This is a genomic window from Blastococcus sp. SYSU D00695, assembly GCF_054050555.1.
Genome location: NZ_JBJGZP010000035.1, coordinates 1 through 22,294, shown reverse-complemented (window position 1 = coordinate 22,294; position 22,294 = coordinate 1). Strand labels below are relative to the sequence as shown.

The following is a 22,294-nucleotide window of genomic DNA, read 5'->3' as shown; positions in this document are numbered from 1 at the left end:
CGAAGAGGACGACGCGATGACCTCCCCCGACGGGACCTCCCCCGACACCCCCGACCGCGACCCCGGTGCCGACACGACCGAGGCCCCCGCCACCCGCGAGCAGCTGCAGGCCGCGGTGGACCGCATGGCCGAGGAGGCACGGGCCGCCGAGGGCGAGCCGGTCGTGAACGCCCCGCCCGCCCGCAAGCGCGCGGCCAGGAAGGCGCCCGCGGCGAAGAAGGCCCCCGCGGCGAAGAAGACCGCCGCGGCGAAGGGCGCCGTCGCCGACGGTCCGACCGCGGGCGACGCGGCCCCGGTGAAGCGGACGCGCAAGGCCGCCGCGAAGAAGACGGTGGCCCCCCAGGGCGCGGTCGCCGAGGTCGAGCCGGCCACCGGTGTCGCCGCACCGGGCACCCCGGTCGAGGGCACGGCCGCCCCGGCGCGCAAGCCCGCCAAGCGCGCCCCGCGCGCGAAGGCGACCGCGGGCACCCCCGCGGCGATCCACGAGCCGCAGGCCGAGGTCGTCGCCGAGCAGGGCGGCACCGCCGCGCCCGTGGTCGCCCCCGCCCCGATCGCCGAGCCGGGCTCGCCGTCCGGTGCCCCCGCCGGGCAGCCCGTCGCCCCGGACGGGGACCCGGCGACGCCGGGCACCCCCCAGGCCCCGTCCGGCGACCCGGACGCGCGCCCCGCCGAGCAGGCGACCACCGGGGTCCCCGCCGACGCCCTGCGCGCCGTCGTCGAGGGCTGGTCGCACGACCCGCACTCCGTCCTCGGCGCCCACCCCACCGACAGCGGCGGCTGGGCGGTGCGCACCCTGCGGCCCGACGCGGTCTCCGTCGCCGTCCTGGCCGAGGACGGCTCCCGGTACGAGGCGCGCCAGCTGCACGGCGGCGGCGTCTACGAGGCCGCGCTGCCGCAGCAGCCCGGCGACTACCGGATCGAGGTCGTCTACGGCGACGGCGCCGGCGGGACCGCGACCTACACCGTCGACGACCCCTACCGCTGGCTGCCCACCGTCGGCGAGCTGGACCAGCACCTCATCCGCGAGGGCCGCCACGAGCGGCTGTGGGAGGTCCTGGGTGCGCACGTGCGCCGCTACGACACCCCCCGCGGGCAGGTCGAGGGCGTGTCGTTCGCCGTCTGGGCGCCCAACGCGCGCGGCGTGAAGGTCACCGGCGACTTCGACTACTGGGAGGCGCGCGCCTACCCGCTGCGCTCGCTGGGCTCCTCGGGTGTGTGGGAGGTCTTCGTCCCGGGCGTGCAGGTGGGCAGCCGGTACCGGTACCACGTGCTCGGCGCGGACGGCGAGTGGCGGGAGAAGTCCGACCCGCTCGCCTTCGCCACCGAGGTGCCGCCGCTCAACGCCTCCGTCGTCACCGAGTCGACCCACGAGTGGGCCGACCAGGAGTGGCTCGCCGCGCGCGCGGAGGGCAACTGGCACGAGCGCCCGATGAGCGTCTACGAGGTGCACCTGGGCTCGTGGCGGCAGGGGCTGACCTACCGCGAGCTCGCCGACGAGCTCGTGGACTACGTCTCCGCGGCCGGCTTCACCCACATCGAGTGCATGCCCGTCGCCGAGCACCCGTTCGGCGGCTCCTGGGGCTACCAGGTCACCAGCTACTACGCGCCGACGTCCCGCCACGGCAGCCCCGACGACTTCCGCTACCTCGTCGACCGCGCCCACCAGGCCGGCATCGGCGTCATCGTCGACTGGGTGCCCGCCCACTTCCCCAAGGACGCCTGGGCCCTGGCCCGCTTCGACGGCACGCCGCTGTACGAGCACCCCGACCCGCGCCGCGGCGAGCAGCCGGACTGGGGCACCTATGTGTTCGACTTCGGTCGCACCGAGGTGCGCAACTTCCTCGTGGCCAACGCCCTGTACTGGTGCAAGGAGTTCCACGTCGACGGCATCCGCGTCGACGCGGTGGCCTCGATGCTGTACCTGGACTACTCCCGCGGCGAGGGCCAGTGGGCACCCAACGCCTACGGCGGCCGGGAGAACCTGGAGGCGGTGGCGTTCCTGCAGGAGATGAACGCGACCGTGTACCGCGAGGTGCCGGGCGTCGTCACGATCGCCGAGGAGTCCACCGCCTGGCCCGGCGTCACCCGCCCGACCCACCTCGGCGGCCTGGGCTTCGGCTTCAAGTGGAACATGGGCTGGATGCACGACTCGCTCGAGTACATGAGCAAGCAGCCCGTGCACCGCAGCTACCACCACGGCCAGATGACGTTCTCGATGGTCTACGCCTACTCCGAGAACTACGTCCTGCCGATCAGCCACGACGAGGTCGTGTACGGCAAGGGCTCGCTGCTGCGGAAGATGCCCGGCGACCGCTGGCAGCAGCTGGCCAACCTCCGCGCCTACCTGGCCTTCATGTGGTCCCACCCGGGCAAGCAGCTGCTCTTCATGGGCGCCGAGTTCGCCCAGGACTCCGAGTGGGCCGAGAGCCGGTCGCTGGACTGGTGGCACCTGGACGACCCCGCGCACCGCGGCGTGCTCGACCTGGTGACCGACCTGAACACCCGCTACAAGGAGCTCGACGCGCTCTGGTCGCAGGACGTCGACCCGGCGGGCTTCGCCTGGATCGACGCCAACGACGCCTCGGGCAACGTGCTGAGCTTCCTGCGGTACGGCAGGCCGAGGCGCGCGGAGGCGGCCGCCGAGGGCGAGGGGGCCCCGCAGGCCCAGCCGGGGCAGGCCCTCGCGGTGGTCAGCAACTTCGCCGGCGCCCCGCACCACGGCTACCGGATCGGGCTCCCCCGCGGCGGCACCTGGCGCGAGGTGCTCAACACCGACGCCGAGGGCTACGGAGGCTCGGGGGTCGGCAACGGCGGCTCGATCGTCGCCGAGGAGACGCCCTGGCACGGGCAGCCCTTCTCGGCGACCATCTCGGCGCCGCCGCTGGGCACCGTCTGGCTGCTGCACGAGTGAGGCACCTCGACGGCCCGCCGCGCGCGCGGCGGGGCGTCGCGGGACCGGAGGAGGGGCGGCGCGCCGCACCGGCGTGCGCCGGATGGCCCCACGACCGGCGGGGACCGTGCATCATGTGCCGGCTCTCGAACGGCCGCAGGTGCGGCCCCCTCCGGCAGACGAGGAACGACGCTCCATGAGGAAGGTCTCGAGCCGCGCGCTCGTGGCGGCAGCGGTGGGCAGCGCGCTGCTCAGTGGCTGCACCAGCAGCATCGACGGAACCGCCAACCCGCCGATCACGAACGTGACGGCGGAGGAGTTCCCGATCACCGCGTCGACCGACAGCCCGGTCGACCAGTACGCGCGCAACGCCATGGCCGACATCTACACGTTCTGGGAGCAGGCCTACCCGGAGTTCTACGGGGAGGACTTCACGCCCCTGCAGGGCGGCATCTTCGCCGTCGACACCGAGGACATCGACGAGTCGCTGTACCCGGATACGGGCGTGGGCTGCGAGGACCTGCCCATCGACCCCTCCGAGGTCGAGGGCAACGCGTTCTACCAGCAGGACTGCGACGTCGTCGTCTACGACAGCGTGCTGCTGCGCGACCTGGGCGAGCAGTACGGCGCCTTCCTCGGCCCCGCCGTCATGGCGCACGAGATGGGCCACGCCATGCAGGGCCGCTTCGGCTTCAGCGAGGCCTCCATCCGCGACGAGACGCAGGCCGACTGCTTCGCCGGCGCGTTCACCCGCTGGGTCGTCGACGGCAACGCCCAGCACGTCACCGTCCGGGCCGCGGACCTCGACCGGGTGCTGATCGGCTTCATCGACCTGCGCGACCAGCCCGGCAGCAGCCCCGACGACGGCTCGGCGCACGGCTCGGGCTTCGACCGGGCCGCCGGCTTCTACCAGGGCTACGACGAGGGGGTCGGCGCCTGCCAGGACGACTTCGGGCCCGACCGCGTCTTCACCGCCACGGAGTTCACGACCGAGGAGGACCTGGACAGCAACGGCAACGCGGCCTACTCCCAGATCTTCGGCATCATCGACGCCTCCCTGCCGGTGTTCTACGAGTCGTTCGTGCCCGGCTTCGACGCCCCGGAGGTCGCCACCTTCGACGGGACGGCGCCGGACTGCGGCGACATGGGCGCCGAGAACCGCGACGTCGGCTGGTGCGCGGCGGACAACACCGTCTACGTCGACGAGGCCGACCTGCTGCAGCCGGCCTACGACGAGATCGGCGACTTCGCCGTCGCGACGGCGCTCGGCCTGCCCTACGCCGAGGCCGCCCGCGCGGCGCTCGGCCTGCCGACCGACACCCCCGAGGCCACCGCGTCGACGGTCTGCCTGACCGGCACGTACACGGCGCGCTTCTTCTCCGGCGACTTCGGTGACGCCAACAGCGGCGTCACCCTCAGCCCCGGCGACGTCGACGAGGCGATCCTCTTCCTGCTCGCCTACGGGCAGACCGACGCCGTGCTGCCCAACAGCGACGCCGCCGGCTTCGAGCTGGTCGGCGCCTTCCGCGACGGCTTCGTCCAGGGCGCGGGGGCCTGCGGGCTGGGCGCCTGAGGTCCGCGCCCGCGCCGCTCCGGCGCGGGCGCACGCGGTTGCCGTCCCACCGTCGCGGGCACCCCGTGGCGGTGGGACGTCGCCGTGTCCGGGCCCTGCTCGCCGCACTCGCCGGCAGCCTGGCGCTGTCCGGGTGCGTGATCTCGCTGGGCGCGGGACTCCCCCGCGCCGCCGACCCGCCGCGGCCGGACGCCCCCGACGGCGAGATCGAGGTCGTCGGCACCGACGGCGGCCCGGTCGACCAGCTCGCCACCAACGCGCTCGCCGACCTCGGCACCTTCTGGGGGCAGGAGCTGCCCGACGTCTTCGGCGTCCCCTTCGAGCCCCTGACGGGCGGCTTCTTCAGCGTCGACCCCGACGCCGTCGACCCCGGCACCTTCCCCGACGGCGTGGGCTGCGGCACCGACCCGCGCGACGTCGAGGACAACGCCTTCTACTGCCGGTCGCAGGGCACCGCCCACTCCGACGCCATCAGCTGGGACCGCGCCTTCCTCGGCCAGCTCGCCGACCAGTCGGGCCGCTTCCTGCCGGCGCTGGTCATGGCGCACGAGTACGGGCACGCCATCCAGGCGCGGGTCGGCTACCCCGACTCCTCCATCGCGGTCGAGACGCAGGCGGACTGCCTGGCCGGAGCCTGGACGGCGTGGGTGGCCGACGGCGAGGCCGGGCACACCAGCATCCGGCGGTCCGAGCTCGACCAGGTCCTCGGCGGGTACCTGCAGCTGCGCGACCCCGTCGGCACCGGAGCGGCGGAGGAGCAGGCGCACGGGTCGTTCTTCGACCGCGTCTCGGCCTTCCAGGAGGGCTACGACGTCGGCGCGACGGCCTGCCGCGACCGCTTCGGCCCCGACCGGCCGTTCACGCAGAGCCGGTTCACCCGCGACGACGACTTCGCCCGCGGCGGCGACGCCCCGTACGGGGAGGTCGGGGCGCTCGCGGCGTCGTCACTGCCCGCGTTCTGGGAGCGCGCCTTCGACGAGGTCCTCGGCGGCAGCTTCACCGCCCCGGACCTGCAGCCGTTCTCCCGGACCGCGCCCGACTGCGCCGGGGACGACCGGCTGGACCTGGTCGTCTGCCCCGACGAGGGCCTGGTCGGCTACGACGACCTCGACCTCGCCCGCCCGCTGTACGACGAGATCGGCGACTTCGCGGTGCTCACCGCGGTGGCGGTGCCCTACGCCCTGGCCGCCCGCGACCAGCTCGGCCTGTCGACCGACGACCAGGACGCCCGCCGCTCCGCGATCTGCCTGACCGGCTGGTACGCCGCCGCGGTCGCCGACGGCGAGCTGCCGGGGATCACGATCTCCCCCGGCGACGTCGACGAGAGCGTGCAGTTCCTGCTCACCCGCGCCGGCGACCCCGCGGTGCTGCCCGGCCTGCGGTTGTCGGGGTTCGAGCTGGTCGACCTCTTCCGCTCCGGTTTCCTGGAGGGGGTGTCGGCCTGCGACGTGTGAGCCGCCCGGTCCGCCGCCCGGGTCCGCCGCCCGGTCCGCTCAGTAGAGGGCGAGCATGAGCTGGCGGCGGGCGTCGGCCACCCGGGGGTCGTCGTCGCCGACGACCGCGAAGAGCTCGACCAGGTGCTTGCGGGCCGCCTCGCGGTCCTCGCCCGCGGTGCGCCGCACGGTGTCGATCAGCCGCGTGAAGGCGCCCTCGACGTCGCCGGCGCCGAGCAGGGCGTCCGCCGCCCGGGTCTGCGCGGCGACGTCGTCCGGGGTGGCGTCGGCCAGGGCCAGCGCGTCGGGGCCGGCGGCGTCCGCGCGCTGGAACAGCTGCACCTGGCGCAGCGCCAGGCCGGCCACCGGGTGGTCGGGCTCGGCGTCGAGGATCGCCTGGTAGGCGGCCTCGGCGGCGGCCAGGTCACCGCGCTCGAGGGCGGCCTCGGCGACGTCCAGCCGCGGGTCCTCGGGCTCCTCCGGACCGGCCTCCTCGCCGCCGGGCACCGCGCCGCCGGTCGTGGCGCGGACGAGCTCGGTGACGAACTGGCGCGCCTGCTCCTCGGGGATGGCGCCGGTGAACTCGGCGACCAGCTGCCCCTGCCACACGGCCTTGACCGCGGGGATGCCCTGCACCCGCAGGCCCTGCGCGAGCGCCGGGTTCGCGTCGACGTCGACCTTCGCCAGCACCCAGGAGCCGCCCCCCACGGCGGCCAGGCGCTCGAGCACCGGGGACAGCTGCTTGCACGGCCCGCACCACTCGGCCCACAGGTCGAGCACGACGGGCACCTGGAAGGAGCGGTCGAGGACCTCGGTCTGGAAGGTGGCCTCGGTGACGTCGACGACGACCCCGCCCGGGGTGCCGGCCGGGCCCGCGGCACTCGGCGGCGGCGCGGCCTGGGCGCGGGCCGCGGCCTCGGACCGGGCCTTGACGGCGGCGAGGTCGACGGCGCCGGACATGGCAGCGGCCAGCTGGGCCTGCTGGGCCTGCGCGCGCGGGTCGGGGCGTCCGGGGCGGGAAGGCTGCATGACCTCGATGATCCCACCCCGGCACCGGGCGCGGCGGCGGGTGCCCCACCGCTGGTCGCGCATCTGCGTCACACGGGCGTCGGGGGTGCCGCGATGCGCATGGCGGCGGTCTCGCACCGCCGGGTGACCGCCGCCGTGCGCACCCGGGCGGACACCCGGCTCCGGCTCCGCTCGACCCGGGCTCCCGCTCCCCCGCCGCCGTCCCCACCCTCCCGCTCCCCACAGCCCGGGCTCCCGCTCCCCCGCCGCCGTCCGCGACCCGCGCCGGTGCGCGCCGCGATGCGCCTGGCGGCGCCCTCGCACCGTCGGATGACCACCGCGATGCGCATGCGGGCGGTCACCGCGGCCCGCGCGCGCCCCGCCTGCCTGTGGACAGCCCCCGCGGGGGGACGCCGGAACGGGCAGGGTGCCGCGCGTGGCCCGCCCTCCCTTCCGCCCGGCCGACCTCACCGGGAAGGTCTTCCGCGGCTCCGCCGCCCTCGCCTCAGCCCAGTTGACCCGCGGCCAGCTGCGCAGCTCCGCGTGGCGCCGGCTGTTCCCCGACGTCTACGCGTGTTCCTCGCTGCCGATCGACCACCGCGTTCGGGCGCGGGTCGCGGCGCTGCTCCTGCTGCCCGGCGCCGTCCTGTCCGGCCGGAGCGCGGCGGTCCTGTGGGGCGCCGACCTGGCCGGACCCGACGACGACGTCGAGTGCGCCGTGGACGCCGCCTGCCGCGCCGGGGCGGTGCGCGGTGTGCGGCTCACCCGCCGGGCGCTGGCCGGAGCGGACGTGACCACGTGGGCCGGCGTCCGCGTCACCACCCCGCTGCGCACCGCTCTCGACCTGGCCCGCGTCGAGCCCGCGGACGAGGCGGTGGTGTGCCTCGACCGCTTCCTCCAGCAGACGAGGCGGGTCGGGCTCGACGAGCTGCGCGCGGCGGCGGCCGCCCTGACCGGCCCCGGCTGCCGGCGGGTGCGCGCCGCGGTCGCCCGGGCCGACGGGCTCGCCGAGTCGCCGCAGGAGACCCGGACCCGCCTGTGCCTGCACGCCTCGGGGCTCCCCCGCCCGACCGCCCAGTACCGCGTGCTCGACGCGTCGGGGACCTTCGTCGCCCGCGTCGACCTCGCCTGGCCGGAGGCGCGGGTCGCCGTCGAGTACGAGGGCACCTGGCACGGCCGGCCGCAGCAGGTCGGGCGCGACCGGCGGCGGCTCAACGCCCTCACCGCGGCGGGCTGGACGGTCGTCTTCGTGACGGCGGAGGACCTCGCGGACCCGGTGGCGTTCATCGCCCGGGTCGCGGCTGCCCTGACCGCGGCCGGATGCGCACCGCGGCGGTCACCCACCCTCCGGTGACCACCGCCAAGCGCATCCGGGCGGTCACCCCGAGCCCGGTGACCGCCGCCATGCGCACGCGGGCGCGCGAGCCACCCGGGCCGAGAGCAGCGCTACGCCACCGGGGCCGGGCGCAGCGCCGGGACGTCCCGCAGCCCGAAGACCTCCCGCAGCGCCAGCCTGGCCGCGTTGTCCCCGCACATGCCGTGCACCGCCGGTCCGGGCGGGGTCGCGGCGGACGCGAGGTAGGTGCCGGCGATCGGCGTCCGGTAGGTGTTCCAGCGCGGCACCGGCCGGGCCAGCATCTGGCGCAGCGACGCCTCGCCGTTGGAGATGTCCCCGCCCACGTGGTTGGGGTTCCACTGCTCCATCTGCGGCGCGTTCTTGGTCGCCCGGGCGAGGATCGTGTCGCGGAAGCCGGGGGCGAAGCGCTCGATCTGCGCCTCGATCGCGTCGGTCATGTCGACGTCGGAGCCGTGCGGCACGTGCACGTAGGCCCAGAACACGTGCTCCCCGCCCGGCGCGCGGGTGCGGTCGACGACGGTCGGCTGGACGGCGAGCACGTACGGCTTCTCCGCGGGCCGGCCGTGCGCGGGTCCCTCCTCACCGGCCATCGTCTCGGCGAGGGTCCCGGCGACGTGGATGGTCCCGGCCCGCCGCACCTCGGGGTTGGTCCACGGCACCGGCTCGGAGAGGATCCAGTCGATCTTGAAGACGCCGGGGCCGTGCTTGTAGCGCGACACCCAGCGCCGATAGCCGTCGGGGATCCGGTCCCCGCCCATCCGCACCAGCGCCCGCGGTGTGGTGTCCAGCAGCACGGCCGGCACGCCCTCGAACTCGCGCAGGTCGGTCACCTCGCGGCCGGTGACCAGCTCGCCGCCCTGCTGCTCGAACGCCGTCACCATCGCGTCGGCCAGGGCCTGCGACCCGCCCTCGACCAGCGGCCAGCCGCCGTGGTGGGCGAGCATCCCCAGGAGCATGCCGAGGGCGGCGGTCAGCGGCCGGGCCAGGTCGAGCATCCCGTGGGCGGCGGCCCCGGCCAGCAGGGCCTGGCCCTCCTCGGTGTCGAAGGTCCGCCGGGCGAGCCACCGCACGTTGGGCAGCCCGGTCAGCCCGAACCGGGCGACCTCGACGGGGCTGCGGGTGGGCAGCCGCCGCAGCATGCTCGACAGGAAGAAGTCGACGACGTCCTCGCGGTGCTCGACCAGCGGCTCGAACAGCCGCCGGTAGGCCGGGCCGTCGGCGCCCAGGCCGGCGGCCGTCTCCTCCAGCGACCGGCGGGAGACCGCCGCGCGGCCGCCGTCGAGCGGGTGGGCGTAGCAGATCTCGGGGTGCACCAGCCGCACCCCTCGGGACGCCAGGTCGAACTCGCGGAAGAACGGGGACACCGCGGCCATCGGGTGCACGGTGGAGCACACGTCGTGGCGGACCCCGGACCGGATCAGCTCCTCGGTCCGCAGCCCCCCGCCGGGGCGCTCGGCCGCCTCGACCAGCTGCACCCGCAGGCCCGCGGCCGACAGCCGCAGGGCCGCGGCCAGCCCGTTGGGTCCCGATCCGACGACGACGGCATCCGGCTTCGCGCTCACCCGGCCATCCTGGACCGGCCGGGTCACAGCTGCGCGAGCAGCCGGTCCGCGGCGGAGAACGGATCGGTCTCCCCCGCCACCACCCGCGCCGCGAGCGCCTCCAGCGCCGCCGAGCCACGGACGTCGCCCATCCGCTCCCGCAGCCCGGCGAGCGCGATGGCCTCGATCTCCCGGGCCGCCCGCTCCGCCCGCCGCCGCGGCCCCTCGCCGGAGGTCTGCAGCCACCCGGCGTGGCGGTCCAGCTCGTCGAGCAGCTCGTCGACGCCCTCGTCCCGGCTGGCCACGGTCCGGCAGATCGGCGGCCGCCACCAGCCCGGCCGGTCGTGCCGGCCGCCCAGGGACTGCATCGCCCGCAGGTCGCGCACCGTCTGCGTCGCGCCGTCCCGGTCGGCCTTGTTCACCACGAAGACGTCGGCGATCTCCAGGATCCCGGCCTTGGCCGCCTGGATGCCGTCGCCCATGCCGGGCGCGAGCAGCACCAGCGTGGTGTCGGCGAGCGAGGCGATCTCCAGCTCGGACTGCCCGACGCCGACGGTCTCGATCAGGACGTCGTCGCACCCGGCGGCGTCGAGCACCCGCAGGGCCTGCGGCGTGGCCCAGGACAGCCCGCCGAGGTGCCCGCGGGAGGCCATGGAGCGGATGAAGACGCCGCGGTCGCCGGCGTGGTCCTGCATGCGCACGCGGTCACCGAGCAGCGCGCCGCCGGAGAAGGGCGAGGACGGGTCGACGGCCAGCACGCCGACCCGCCGGCCGCGGGCCCGCAGCGCGCGCACCAGCGCCGTCGTCGTCGTCGACTTGCCGACCCCCGGCGAGCCGGTCAGCCCGATCACGCGGGCGGAGCCGGTGTGCGGCGCGAGCGCGACCGCCACCTCCCGGAGCACCGGGCTCGCGTCCTCGACCAGCGAGATCAGCCGGGCCACCGACCGCGGGTCGCCCTCGCGGGCGGCCGCGACCAGCGCCGGGACGTCGACAGCGCGCCGGCCCCGCCGCCCCGAGGGGGTGGCGGGGCCGGGCGTCTGGACGGCGGTCGCCGCGAGGTCGTCCCCGGGCGACCCGGTCACGCCTGGGCGGGCACGTGCAGGACGAGCGCGTCACCCTGCCCACCGCCACCGCACAGGGCCGCGGCACCGACGCCGCCGCCGCGGCGGCGCAGCTCCAGGGCGAGGTTGAGGACGATCCGGGCACCGCTCATGCCGACCGGGTGGCCCAGGGCGATGGCGCCCCCGTTGGGGTTGACCTTCTCGGGGTCGATGCCCAGCTCGCGGGTGGAGACGATGCCGACGGCGGCGAAGGCCTCGTTGAGCTCGACCAGGTCCAGGTCCTTGGGGTCGATGCCCTCGCGGGCGCAGGCCTTCTGGATGGCCCGCGACGGCTGGGACTGCAGCGTGGCGTCGGGGCCGGCGACGACGCCGTGGGCACCGATCTCGGCGAGCACGGTGCAGCCGAGCTCGGCGGCCTTCTCCGCGCTCATGACCACGACCGCGCAGGCGCCGTCGGAGATCTGCGACGCGGTGCCCGCGGTGATGGTGCCGTCCTTGGTGAACGCCGGCCGCAGCTTGCCCAGGCTCTCGACGGTCGTGTCGGCGCGGATGCCCTCGTCCTCGCGGAACTCGATCGGGTCGCCCTTGCGCTGCGGGATGAGGACGGGGGTGATCTCCTCGTCGAAGACCCCGTTCTTCGCGGCGCGCGCGGCCTTCTGGTGGCTCTCGGCGGCGAAGGCGTCCTGCTCCTCGCGGGTCAGGTCGTAGCGGGCGTTCGCCTGCTCGGTCAGCAGCCCCATCGCCACCTGGTCGAAGGTGTCGGACAGGCCGTCGTGGGCCATCGAGTCCACCAGCGTGGTATCGCCGTACTTCGTACCCGTCCGGCTGTTGGCCAGCAGGTGCGGCGCCTGGGTCATCGACTCCATGCCACCGGCCACGACGACGTCGAACTCGCCGGCGCGGATCAGCTGGTCGGCCAGGGCGATCGCGTCGATGCCCGACAGGCACACCTTGTTGAGCGTGAAGGACGGCACCGACATCGGGATGCCGCCGGCGACGGCCGCCGGGCGGGCGGGGTTCTGGCCGGCACCGGCCTGGATGACCTGCCCCATGATCACGTAGTCGACCTGGTCGCCGGAGATGCCGGCCCGCTCGAGCGCGGCCTTGATGGCGATGCCCCCGAGGTCGGCGGCGGAGAAGTCCTTGAGGGAGCCGAGCAGCCGGCCCATGGGCGTGCGTGCGCCGCTGACGATGACCGAACGGGACATGGGGTGCCTCCTGGTACGCGGCCGCCGACGCTGGCGACCGGGTCGGTGCGGACCGTCGCAGGGGTGGCACCGCTGCGGCCGGTTGGGCTGCGTCAGAGGATAGGACGCCGGTGCGGGGATCGGACCGGGCCGACGACGACTGTTGCCTGCGCCACACCCGGCCGGGTGGCCGACCCGTCGTCGGCCCCGGCGCCGGACCCGGACCCGCACCCGGCACGACCCGGCGCCACCCCGGCCGCCGGGACCCCAGACCACGGAGGACAGAGGACACATGCCCCGCCTGACCGTCGGCACCGACAACGGCCACGCCGTCGAGCTCCACTACACCGACCAGGGCACCGGCCGGCCGGTCGTGCTCATCCACGGGTGGCCGCTGTCGGGCCGCTCGTGGGAGCCCCAGGTCGGCCCGCTCGTCGCGGCCGGGTACCGCGTCGTCACCTACGACCGCCGGGGCTTCGGCGAGTCCTCCCAGCCGTGGGGCGGCTACGACTACGACACCCTCGCCGACGACCTCGAGGCGCTGCTCACCCAGCTGGACCTCACCGACGTCACGCTCGTCGGGTTCTCGATGGGCGGCGGCGAGGTCGTCCGCCACATCGCCCGGCACGGCACGTCGCGGGTGCGCAGCGCCGTCCTCGCCGCGGCGGTGCCGCCCTACCTGCTGGCCACCGAGGACAACCCCGAGGGCGGCCTGGACGACGCCACGATCGCCTGGTTCGAGGCCGGCGTCACCGGGGACCGGCTGGCCTTCCTCGAGGGCTTCGCGACGGCCTTCTTCACCCCCGCCGCCGGGTCGGGGGCGCCGCAGGAGCTGGCCGTCAGCGAGCCGCAGCGGCGGTACGCGGTGCAGCTGGCCTCGACCGCCTCGCCCAAGGCGACGCTCGACTGCATCGCCGCCTTCGCCCGCACCGACTTCCGCGCCGACCTCGCCGCGGTTCCCGTGCCGACCCTGGTCATCCACGGCGACGCCGACGCGACGGTGCCGTTCGAGGTGAGCGGCCGGCGCGCGCACGAGGCGCTGCCGGACAGCCGGCTGGTCGTGGTCGAGGGCGGGCCGCACGGGCTCAACACCTCGCACCCGGAGCAGTTCAACGCGGCCCTGCTGGACTTCCTCGCCGGCTGACACCCCGCCGCCGGCCCGGGCCCGCACCCCCGGGCCGGCGGCGGACCCCGACCTGACGCCCCGCGCGGGCTGGGGCAGGATGCCGCGCGTGACCGAGACGCAGACCGGCCTGCCCGCGGAGCTGTTCACCACCATCGACCACGTCGGCATCGCCGTGCCCGACCTGGACGAGGCCCTCGCCTTCTACGCGCGGACCTTCGGCGTGCACTCGGTGCACGAGGAGGTCAACGAGGAGCAGGGCGTCCGCGAGGCGATGCTCGCCGTCGGGGACGGCGACACCCGCATCCAGCTGCTGGCGCCGCTGACCCCGGAGTCGACGATCGCCAAGTTCATCGGGCGCAACGGCCCGGGGCTGCAGCAGCTGGCCTTCCGCGTCGAGGACGTCGAGGCGGCCAGCGCGACGCTGCGCGAGCGCGGCGTGCGGCTGCTCTACGACGTCCCCAAGCGGGGGACGTCGGACAGCCGCGTCAACTTCGTCCACCCCAAGGACGCCGGCGGGGTCCTCGTCGAGCTGGTCCAGCCGGCCGCGACGCCCGCCCACTGACGCACCTCCCGCCGCGGCGGCGGGACCGCCGTCGCCGCGGCGACGGGAGTTGGTCATCCGACCTGCTGGCGGCCCCGCCGGTACCCGTCAGTAACGTCTGCCCCACCGCACCCGCTCCTCCGAGCCGACGAAGACCCGGGAGACACCGTGGACCAGATCAGGGACGCCATCCTCGCCGACCAGCTGAGCGACCTCGCCGGCATGCCGGTACCGGAGTCCTACCGCGCCGTCGTCGTCCGCAAGGACGAGCAGGACATGTTCGCGGGCCTCGCGACGCGCGACAAGGACCCGCGCAAGTCCCTGCACGTGCAGGAGGTCGCGACCCCCGAGCTGGGCCCGGGCGAGGCGATCGTGGCCGTCATGGCCTCCTCGGTGAACTACAACACCGTGTGGACGTCGATCTTCGAGCCGGTCAGCACCTTCGGGTTCCTCGAGCGCTACGGCCGGGTCTCCGAGCTGACCAAGCGCCACGACCTGCCCTACCACGTGGTCGGCTCCGACCTGGCCGGCGTCGTGCTCAAGGTCGGCCCCGGCGTGAACAAGTGGAAGGCCGGCGACGAGGTCGTGGCCCACTGCCTGTCGGTCGAGCTGGAGGACCCGGCGGGCCACGACGACACGATGATGGACCCGCAGCAGCGGATCTGGGGCTTCGAGACCAACTTCGGCGGCCTGGCCGAGCTCGCCCTGGTCAAGAGCAACCAGCTCATGCCCAAGCCGGCCCACCTCTCCTGGGAGGAGGCCGCCTCCCCGGGCCTGGTCAACTCCACCGCCTACCGCCAGCTGGTCTCCCGCAACGGCGCGAACATGAAGCAGGGCGACGTCGTCCTGATCTGGGGCGCCTCCGGCGGCCTGGGCTCCTACGCCACCCAGATGGCCCTCAACGGCGGCGCCATCCCGGTCTGCGTGGTCTCCAGCCCGGAGAAGGCGGAGATCGTCCGCAAGATGGGCGCCGACCTGGTCATCGACCGCTCCGCCGAGGGCTACCGGTTCTGGAAGGACGAGCGGACCCAGGACCCCAAGGAGTGGCAGCGGTTCGGCAAGAAGATCCGCGAGCTGACCGGCGGTGAGGACGTCGACATCGTCTTCGAGCACCCCGGCCGCGAGACCTTCGGCGCGAGCGTCTACGTCGCCAAGAAGGGCGGCACGATCATCACCTGCGCCTCGACCAGCGGGTACCTGCACGAGTACGACAACCGGTACCTGTGGATGAACCTGAAGAAGATCCTCAGCTCCCACTTCGCCAACTACAAGGAGGCGTGGGAGGCCAACCGGCTCATCGACAAGGGCCTGATCCACCCGACCCTGTCCAAGGTGTACCCGATGGACCAGGTCGGCCAGGCCGCGCTCGACGTCCACCGCAACGCCCACCAGGGCAAGGTCGGCGTCCTGACCCTGTCGCCCGAGGAGGGCCTCGGGGTGCGCGACACCGCCAAGCGCGAGAAGCACATCGACGCGATCAACCGCTTCCGCGGCGTCTGAGCGGACCACCGGCACCTGGGAGGGGAGGAGCCCGCCGGGGCTCCTCCCCTCCCAGGTGCGCGTTCTATCGTCGGGACGGCGGCCCGCCCGGGCCCCCGGCCGACACGCCGACGAGCCCCGCCGACTCTGCGAGGATGACCGCATGACCGATCCCCGTCGTGACCTGGTGCCGATGCACGAGGCCCAGCACTCGTTCGACGTGGTCATGCGGGGCTTCGACCGCCGTCAGGTGGCGGAGACCATCGAGCGGCTCGAGGCCGACATCCGGGTGGCCCTGGCCGACCGCGACGCGGCGATGACCCGCGCGGCCGACCTCGCCGGCCAGCTGTCGGCCATGCACGGCGAGATCGACCAGCTCCGCCGCAAGGCCGCCAACGCCGGGCCGGCGACCTTCGAGAACATGAGCGAGCGCATCTCGCACATGCTCCGGCTGGCCGAGGAGGAGGCCGCCGACATCCGGCGCACCGCCGAGCAGGAGGCGGCCGCGCTGCGCGAGCAGACCGCCGCCGAGGAACGCGCCATGCACGAGCGGCACGCCGCCGGGCAGGCGGAGGTCGAGCGGATGCTCGCCGAGGCGCGGCAGAGCGCCGAGCAGATCGCGAGCAAGGCGCAGATCCGGGCCGACGAGCTCGTGACCAAGGCGCAGGAGAAGGTCGCCCGGCTCGACGCCGAGTCGCAGGCCCGCCGCGCCAAGGTCGAGGAGGACTTCGAGATCGCCCAGCGCTCGCGTCGCGCGGAGGCGGCCCGGCTGGAGGAGGAGCGCGACCGCGCCTCCACCGAGGCCGCTCGGCAGCGCGTGGCCGCCGCCGAGCAGCACGCCGCGCGGCTGGTCGGTGAGGCCGAGGACGCCGCCGCGGCGATCCGCGCCGTCCGGGACGAGCTCACCGGGCGCCTGCTGGAGGCGCGCCGGATCCTCGGCACCCTGCCCGAGCTGGGTGACCGCCCTGCCGGCCCGCAGGGGCAGCCCGCGGCGCAGGCCCCCGCGCCCGGTCCGGCCCAGCAGGGCCCGTCCCCGCAGCAGCCCCAGCCGCAGCAGGGCCGTCCCGAGGAGGAGCAGCTGAGCCGCCCGCCGGTCGCACCCACCCGGGAGCCCGCCACCGGCGCCGGGGAGGCGGCCGCGGCGCGGCAGCCCGTCCGGCCGCCCGCGCCGCCGACCCAGCCCGCGGTCCAGCGGGGGGCGCACCGTCCGCAGACCGGTCCCCAGCCGGCCGTCTCCCCGCAGGGGCCGACCACCCAGGTCGCGATGCAGACCGTGACCGGCGCGCAGGTGTCCACGCCGCAGGCCCAGGAGACGCAGGTCATCCGCCCGGTCACCGCGCCGCAGCCGGCCGTCCGGCCCGCCGGCCGGCCGGCGGACCCGCCGACCCTGGTGCAGCCCGCCGTCCAGGCCGGTCAGCCGGCCGAGCGCGAGGAGCCGCCCGCGGCCGGCGGCGGTCGGGACGCGTCGCCCGCCGCCGGCGACACCACGACGCCGTCGGCCCGCCGCTGACCGAGGGCCGGGGGCCCGGCCGGGCAGCCCGGGCCCGCGGTCCCCGGCCGGCCGTCCCCGGGACGCCGCCGGCGTAGCGCCGCGGACGGGGGCGGCGCCGACTGCCCGCGCGCGGCGCGGCGCCCGCTCGCACGGGCGGGAACCACCAGGGGGTGCTCATCGTGCGGACCACCCGTGCCGTCCTCGTCGCACTGGTCCTCGCCGTCGCCGGGGCGGTGCTGCCGACCGGGACGGCCCAGGCGGCCGGCACCGGGCTGCTGCGCCTCGCCCACCTGTCCCCGGACACCCCGCCCGTCGACGTCTCCGTCGACCCCGTCTCCCCGCCGGGGGCCGGGTGGTCCGTCCCGGGCGTCGGCTACGGCACCGTCTCGGACCACCAGCAGGTGCCGGCGGGGACGTACGCGGTCAGCCTGCGTCGGGCGGGGGCGCCCGCGGACAGCCCGCCGGTGCTCACCACCACGGTCGAGGTGGGCGAGGGCGAGGCCCGCACGGTCGCCGCCGTCGGCTCCTTCGCCGACCTGCGCCTGGAGGTCGGCGAGGACGACCTGACCCCGCCCCGCGGCGGCACGGCGCGGATGCGCGTCGTCGCCGCCGCGGCCTCCGCCGACTCCCTCGGGGTCGCGCTGCCCGACGGTCGCGCCGTCGCCGAGGGACTGGCCTTCCCCGCCACCAGCGACGACGTCGAGGTCCCGGCCGGCGCGACCACGCTGCAGGTCACCCCGGCCCGGGGGCAGCCGGTCTCCGTGCCGGTCGAGGTGGCCGGCGGCTCCGTCTACAGCGTCCTCGTCCTCGACGCGCCCGGTGGCGGGCTGACCGTGCGGCCGGTGCTGGACGCGGCCGGGGCGAGCGTGGTCCCCGCAGGCGGGGTCGAGGCCGGCGCCGGCGGGGCGGCCGGCGGGTCCTCCGCACCAGTGCTGCCCATCGCCGCGGTCGCCCTCCTCGCCCTCGGCGGGGGCCTGGTCGCGTCGGTGTCCCGGGCCGGCCGCCGGGCCGCCGCGGACCGGCACGCCTCCGGTGCCTGAGGCCGGCCGGCGACCCGTGACCCGGCCTCCCCGGCAGCGCCGTCCCGCCCGGACCGGGCGGCGACCGGCGGGCCTGCGCGGTCGGCTCGCCGCGCTCGCCCTCCTCGCCGGGACCGTGGCCCTGCCGGCCCCCGCTCCGGCGGCGGACACGGGGACGGCGGGACCGGCGGCGGCCGCGCCCGCTCCCCCGGTCCGGCCGGCGGCGCGACCCGGCCCGGCGGTCGCCGACCCCCTCCGCGTGCGCGTGCCGGTCATCGGCGTCGACAGCCCGCTCGTGCGGCTGGGCCTCGACCCGGGCGGCGCCCTGGAGACCCCGGCGGACTCCGCCCGCGCCGGCTGGTTCGGCGGCGGTCCGGCGCCGGGCGGGATCGGCCCGGCGGTGCTGGCGGGGCACGTGGACTCGACCCGGGGGCCGGCGGTCTTCTGGCGGCTGCGGGACCTGGCCGCCGGGGACGAGGTGCTCGTGGACCGGGCCGACGGGACGACGGCGCGGTTCGCCGTCACCCGCGTCGAGCGGCACCGGAAGGACGCGTTCCCGACCGCGGAGGTCTACGGGCCGACGCCCGACGCCCAGCTGCGGCTGATCACCTGCGGCGGCGACTTCGACCGCGCCGCGCGCAGCTACCGGGACAACGTCGTCGTCTTCGCCCGGCTGGTGACGTGAGCCCGGGGCACCGTCGCGGGCGGCGGCGGGGCCCCGGGTCAGCGACGGCGGTCGCGGGCCCGCCAGCAGGCGGCGTGCCAGTGCCGCCGGGTGTCGGCGGCGGAGTCGGTGTCCCACGGCTCCAGGTCGGAGTCGCGGGCGTAGGCCGCCCAGGTGACCAGGTGCGGCGTCCCCGGCCGGATCTCCTGGTCGCAGCCCGGGCAGCGGTAGCTCTTCGTGCTGGCCGCGCCGGTCAGCGACCGGACCACCCAGTCGCCGTCCGGCCCCTCCTCCACCCGTTCGGCGCGACGGGCCGGGCCGCTCCGCGGAGGAGGCGACCCGGCCCGTGCGCGCCGTCGGGGCACGGGGTCAGCGGCGGGCGTAGTCGCGGAAGCCGCGGCCCGTCTTGCGGCCGAGGTAACCGGCGGTGACCAGGTGCTCCAGCAGCGGGGCCGGGGCGAAGCCCGGCTCGCGGAACTCGGTGTACAGCTCCCGCTCGATCGCCAGCGACACGTCGAGCCCGACGACGTCCAGCAGCTCGAAGGGCCCCATCGGGTAGCCGCAGCCGACCTTCATGGCCGCGTCGATGTCGTCCGAGGTCGCGTAGTGCGCCTCGAGCATCTTCACCGCGTCGTTGAGGTAGGGGAACAGCAGCGCGTTGACGATGAAGCCCGCCCGGTCGGTGCACGAGACCGCGTGCTTCTTCAGCCGCGCGGAGACCGCGTGCACCGTGGCGGCCACGTCCGGCGCCGTGGAGATGGTGGAGACCACCTCGACCAGCTTCATGACCTGCGCCGGGTTGAAGAAGTGCATGCCGACGACGTCGGCCGGGCGGCCACTGGCCTTGGCGCACTCGATGACCGGCAGGCTGGAGGTGGTGGTGGCGAGCACCGCACCGGGCTTGGCGATCTCGCCCAGGGCGGCGAACAGCGCCTCCTTGACCGGCAGCGACTCGATGACGGCCTCGATGACGAGGTCGCGGTCGGCCATGTCGTCGAGGGTCGTGGTGCCGCGCACCCGGGCCAGCACCTCGTCGCGGCCGGCCTCGTCCAGGCGGCCGCGCTGGACCTGCTTCTCCAGCGACTTGGTCAGCGCCGCCACCACGGCCTCGACCTTCTCCGCCGACCGGGCGTGGAAGAGCACGTCGTAGCCGCCCTTGGCGACGACCTCGATGATGCCGGTGGCCATGGTGCCCGAGCCGATGACACCGACGAGCTGCACCGGGCGCGCGCCCTCGCTGGCACCGCCCGGGGTGGGGGTCAGCGCGTCGGCGACGACCTCGGCGGAGTCCCGCTGGGCGTAGGAGTAGAAGCCGCGGCCGGTCTTCCGGCCCAGCAGCCCCGCGGTCATCATCTGCTTGATGATCGGGCTCGGCGCGTGCAGCCGGTTGCGCGACTGCTTGTACATCGTGTCGAGGATCTCGTAGGCGGTGTCGATGCCGATGAGGTCCATGAGCGCGAGCGGGCCCATCGGCAGGCCGCAGCCCAGCCGCATGGCCGCGTCGATGTCCTCGCGCGAGGCGTAGCGGTTCTCGTACATCGACACCGCGTGGTTGAGGTAGCCGAACAGCAGCGCGTTGGCGATGAAGCCGGCGCGGTCGCCGATCGTCACGTCGACCTTGCCCAGGCGGGTCGCGAGCGCCTCGACGTCCTCCACGACCGAGGGCTCGGTGACGACGGTGCGCACGACCTCGACCAGCTTCATGACCGGCGCCGGGTTGAAGAAGTGCATGCCGATGACCCGGCTCGGCCGGGCGGTCGCGACCGACAGCTCGGTGACCGAGAGGCTGGAGGTGTTCGTCGCCAGGATCGTGTCCGGCGGGCAGATCGCGTCGAGCTTGCCGAAGATCTCGGTCTTGAGCTCCATGCGCTCGGGCACGGCCTCGATGACCAGCTCCGCCTCGGCCAGGTCCTCCAGCGAGGTGGTGAACCGGATCCGGCCCAGGACGGCGTCCCGGTCGGCGGCCTCGAGCTTGCCGCGGCTGACCGCCCGCTCGGTGGACTGCTCGATGTGCGCCCGCCCGCGGGCGAGTGCCTCGTCGTCGACGTCCACCGCCGTCACCGACAGGCCCGCGCGCGCGAGCACCTCGCTGATGCCGGCACCCATGGTGCCCAGGCCGACGACGCCGACCTCGGTCAGTTCTCTGGCCACGCTGCCAACTCCTCCCGATCGATGATCCGCGCGAGTGTCCCACTCGCGGCGCGGGCACCGGTCACCGGATCACCGGCCGGGCGTCGGGACCGGCGGGCGGGCGCCCCGGCGTCGGTCAGAACAGGCGCTGCGAGGGGTCGTCGGTCCCCTTGAGGACGGCGTAGTCGACGGTCACGCAGTCGATGCCGCGGTCGGCGGCGAGCACCCGCGCCTGGGGCTTGATCTCCTGCGCGGCGAAGACGCCCTTCACCGGCGCCAGCAGCGGGTCCCGGTTGAGCAGCTCCAGGTAGCGGGTCAGCTGCTCGACGCCGTCGATCTCGCCGCGGCGCTTGATCTCCACGGCGACCGTGGTGCCCGACGCGTCGCGGCACAGCAGGTCCACCGGCCCGATCGCGGTCGGGTACTCGCGGCGCACCAGTGACCAGCCCGCGCCAAAGGTGTCGACGTGCAGGGCCAGCAGGCGCTGCAGCTCGGCCTCCACGCCGTCCTTCTGCAGGCCCGGGTCGACGCCCAGCTCGTGGGAGGAGTCGTGCTCGACGGACTCGATCGTGATGACCAGCTGCTCACCGGCCTTGTTGGTGACCGTCCAGGTGCCCGAGCCGTCGGTCAGCTCCTCGCGCAGCGAGCACGGCGGGGTCATCCAGTTCAGCGGCTTGTAGGCCCGGTCGTCGGCGTGCACGGACACCGACCCGTCGGCCTTGACCAGCAGCAGCCGGTTCGCCATCGGCAGGTGGGCGGTGAGCCGGCCGATGTAGTCGACCGAGCAGCGGGCGATGACCAGGCGCACGGGGAGCGACGGTACCGGGGGGCGGGACGGGGCGCGTGGGACGGGCCGGGAACCGCCCCTCCCCTCCGGTCGTCCTCCCGGCGTGACGCGGACCTCCCTGCGCGGCGCGGTCGCCGCGCTGGCCCTGGTGCTGCTGTGCTCGTGCGCCGAGCGCCCGGACGGCGGCGAGGCGGCGCCGCCCGCGCCGGCCGCGGACCTCCCCGACGGGCTGGTGCTGCAGGTGGCCCACGTCGGCGGCTTCGTGACGCCGGAGATGCTGGCCAGCCGGCTGCCGGTGGTCAGCGTCTACTCCGACGGCCGGGTGCTGTCCGACGGCCCGGTCGTCGCCATCTACCCAGGGCCGGCGCTGCCCAACGTGCAGGTCGCGCGGGTCGACGAGGCCACGGTGCGGGACCTGGTCGAGCGGGCGCTGGCCGCGGGCGTCGCGGAGACCGGGGACCTCGGCTCCCCGCCCGTCGCCGACGCCACCTCGACCCGGTTCACGCTCGTGACCGCCGAGGGCACCCACGTGCGGGAGGCGTACGCGCTCACCGAGGCGGCCGGCATCGACGGGGAGCTGACCCCCGTCCAGCGCGAGGCCCGCGCGGCGCTGACCGGGCTGCTCGACGCCCTGACCGGCACGGCGACCTCCGCGACCGAGCCCTACGTGCCCGAGGCCCTCGCCGTCGTCGCCCGGCCGTGGACGCCCGTGGACGACGAGGCCGAGCCGGAGCTCGCCCAGCCCGACGTCGCGTGGCCCGGGCCGGCGCTGCCCGGCGAGCCGATGGCGCCGGCCCTGGACCTGTCGTGCCTGACGGTGACCGGCGCGGACACCTCCGCCGTGCTGGCGGCCGCGGCCGGCGCCAACGCGCGGACCCCGTGGGTGGCCGCCGACGGCTCGCGCTGGGCGTTGTCGTTCCGCCCGCTGCTGCCGCACGAGGCGGGCTGCGCCGACCTCGGCGGCTGAGACGGCCGCGGGCCCGGCCCCCGCGAGGGGACCGGGCCC

General features: G+C 75.7%; 18 protein-coding genes. 11 read left to right on the top strand and 7 right to left on the bottom strand.

Going from position 1 to position 22,294, the window contains the following annotated elements:
- Nucleotides 1–16: 16 nt before the first annotated feature.
- From glgB to ACI781_RS17455, 3 genes are all read left to right on the top strand, one after another.
- The gene (glgB, locus tag ACI781_RS17465; protein WP_456567395.1) at nucleotides 17–2,911 is read left to right on the top strand and encodes a 1,4-alpha-glucan branching protein GlgB; all 2,895 of its coding nucleotides are present in this window, start codon (nucleotides 17–19) and stop codon (nucleotides 2,909–2,911) included.
- A 175-nt stretch (nucleotides 2,912–3,086) separates the two neighbouring features.
- A complete protein-coding gene (locus ACI781_RS17460) occupies nucleotides 3,087–4,463 on the top strand; it encodes a neutral zinc metallopeptidase (RefSeq protein WP_456567394.1) in 1,377 nt (458 codons plus the stop codon).
- Between the two features lie 71 nt (nucleotides 4,464–4,534).
- On the top strand, nucleotides 4,535–5,917 hold the full coding sequence (locus tag ACI781_RS17455; RefSeq protein WP_456567393.1) for a neutral zinc metallopeptidase: 1,383 nt from the start codon (nucleotides 4,535–4,537) through the stop codon (nucleotides 5,915–5,917).
- Between the two features lie 39 nt (nucleotides 5,918–5,956).
- On the opposite strand, the gene ACI781_RS17450 is transcribed toward ACI781_RS17455, so the two are convergent.
- Nucleotides 5,957–6,925 carry a tetratricopeptide repeat protein gene (locus ACI781_RS17450; RefSeq protein ID WP_456567392.1) on the bottom strand — a complete coding sequence of 323 codons (969 nt, stop codon included), beginning with the start codon at nucleotides 6,923–6,925 and terminating at the stop codon, nucleotides 5,957–5,959.
- A 415-nt stretch (nucleotides 6,926–7,340) separates the two neighbouring features.
- Between ACI781_RS17450 and ACI781_RS17445 the strand changes: the two genes are divergently transcribed.
- Nucleotides 7,341–8,258 carry a type IV toxin-antitoxin system AbiEi family antitoxin gene (locus ACI781_RS17445; RefSeq protein ID WP_456567391.1) on the top strand — a complete coding sequence of 306 codons (918 nt, stop codon included), beginning with the start codon at nucleotides 7,341–7,343 and terminating at the stop codon, nucleotides 8,256–8,258.
- A 92-nt stretch (nucleotides 8,259–8,350) separates the two neighbouring features.
- Here ACI781_RS17445 and ACI781_RS17440 read toward each other — a convergent pair whose 3' ends face one another.
- The 3 genes from ACI781_RS17440 to ACI781_RS17430 are packed head-to-tail and all read right to left on the bottom strand — an operon-like array spanning nucleotide 8,351 to nucleotide 12,071.
- Nucleotides 8,351–9,823 (bottom strand): phytoene desaturase family protein, encoded by a 1,473-nt coding sequence (locus ACI781_RS17440; RefSeq protein WP_456567390.1) that lies wholly within the window; start codon nucleotides 9,821–9,823, stop codon nucleotides 8,351–8,353.
- 23 nt (nucleotides 9,824–9,846) lie between these two features.
- Nucleotides 9,847–10,884: a methylmalonyl Co-A mutase-associated GTPase MeaB gene (meaB, locus tag ACI781_RS17435; RefSeq protein ID WP_456567389.1), complete on the bottom strand. Its 1,038-nt coding sequence runs from the start codon at nucleotides 10,882–10,884 to the stop codon at nucleotides 9,847–9,849.
- Nucleotides 10,881–12,071: an acetyl-CoA C-acetyltransferase gene (locus tag ACI781_RS17430; RefSeq protein WP_456567388.1), complete on the bottom strand. Its 1,191-nt coding sequence runs from the start codon at nucleotides 12,069–12,071 to the stop codon at nucleotides 10,881–10,883. Before ACI781_RS17430 ends, meaB begins: the two co-directional genes overlap by 4 nt.
- A 271-nt stretch (nucleotides 12,072–12,342) precedes the next feature.
- On the opposite strand from ACI781_RS17430, the gene ACI781_RS17425 reads away from it, so the two are divergent.
- The 6 genes from ACI781_RS17425 to ACI781_RS17400 all read left to right on the top strand — a co-directional run bounded on the left by ACI781_RS17425 (nucleotide 12,343) and on the right by ACI781_RS17400 (nucleotide 18,392).
- A complete protein-coding gene (locus ACI781_RS17425; RefSeq protein WP_456567387.1) occupies nucleotides 12,343–13,194 on the top strand; it encodes an alpha/beta fold hydrolase in 852 nt (283 codons plus the stop codon).
- An 88-nt stretch (nucleotides 13,195–13,282) separates the two neighbouring features.
- Nucleotides 13,283–13,738 (top strand): methylmalonyl-CoA epimerase, encoded by a 456-nt coding sequence (gene mce, locus ACI781_RS17420; protein ID WP_456567386.1) that lies wholly within the window; start codon nucleotides 13,283–13,285, stop codon nucleotides 13,736–13,738.
- Nucleotides 13,739–13,885: 147 nt separating this feature from the next.
- Nucleotides 13,886–15,217, top strand: coding sequence for a crotonyl-CoA carboxylase/reductase (gene ccrA / locus ACI781_RS17415; RefSeq protein WP_456567385.1), 1,332 nt, complete (start codon nucleotides 13,886–13,888; stop codon nucleotides 15,215–15,217).
- 142 nt (nucleotides 15,218–15,359) lie between these two features.
- Complete coding sequence (locus ACI781_RS17410) at nucleotides 15,360–16,706, top strand: hypothetical protein (protein ID WP_456567384.1); 1,347 nt, start codon at nucleotides 15,360–15,362, stop codon at nucleotides 16,704–16,706.
- A gap of 161 nt (nucleotides 16,707–16,867) precedes the next feature.
- Nucleotides 16,868–17,728 (top strand): DUF4397 domain-containing protein, encoded by an 861-nt coding sequence (locus ACI781_RS17405; protein WP_456567383.1) that lies wholly within the window; start codon nucleotides 16,868–16,870, stop codon nucleotides 17,726–17,728.
- Complete coding sequence (locus ACI781_RS17400; RefSeq protein WP_456567382.1) at nucleotides 17,721–18,392, top strand: class F sortase; 672 nt, start codon at nucleotides 17,721–17,723, stop codon at nucleotides 18,390–18,392. Before ACI781_RS17405 ends, ACI781_RS17400 begins: the two co-directional genes overlap by 8 nt.
- Before the next feature lie 38 nt (nucleotides 18,393–18,430).
- On the opposite strand, the gene ACI781_RS17395 is transcribed toward ACI781_RS17400, so the two are convergent.
- From ACI781_RS17395 to nucS, 3 genes are all read right to left on the bottom strand, one after another.
- A complete protein-coding gene (locus tag ACI781_RS17395) occupies nucleotides 18,431–18,667 on the bottom strand; it encodes a hypothetical protein (RefSeq protein ID WP_456567381.1) in 237 nt (78 codons plus the stop codon).
- 73 nt (nucleotides 18,668–18,740) lie between these two features.
- Complete coding sequence (locus tag ACI781_RS17390) at nucleotides 18,741–20,522, bottom strand: 3-hydroxyacyl-CoA dehydrogenase family protein (RefSeq protein ID WP_456567380.1); 1,782 nt, start codon at nucleotides 20,520–20,522, stop codon at nucleotides 18,741–18,743.
- Between the two features lie 115 nt (nucleotides 20,523–20,637).
- Nucleotides 20,638–21,309, bottom strand: coding sequence for an endonuclease NucS (gene nucS, locus ACI781_RS17385; RefSeq protein ID WP_456567379.1), 672 nt, complete (start codon nucleotides 21,307–21,309; stop codon nucleotides 20,638–20,640).
- An 82-nt stretch (nucleotides 21,310–21,391) separates the two neighbouring features.
- Between nucS and ACI781_RS17380 the strand changes: the two genes are divergently transcribed.
- Nucleotides 21,392–22,255, top strand: coding sequence for a hypothetical protein (locus tag ACI781_RS17380; protein WP_456567378.1), 864 nt, complete (start codon nucleotides 21,392–21,394; stop codon nucleotides 22,253–22,255).
- Nucleotides 22,256–22,294: the final 39 nt, after the last annotated feature.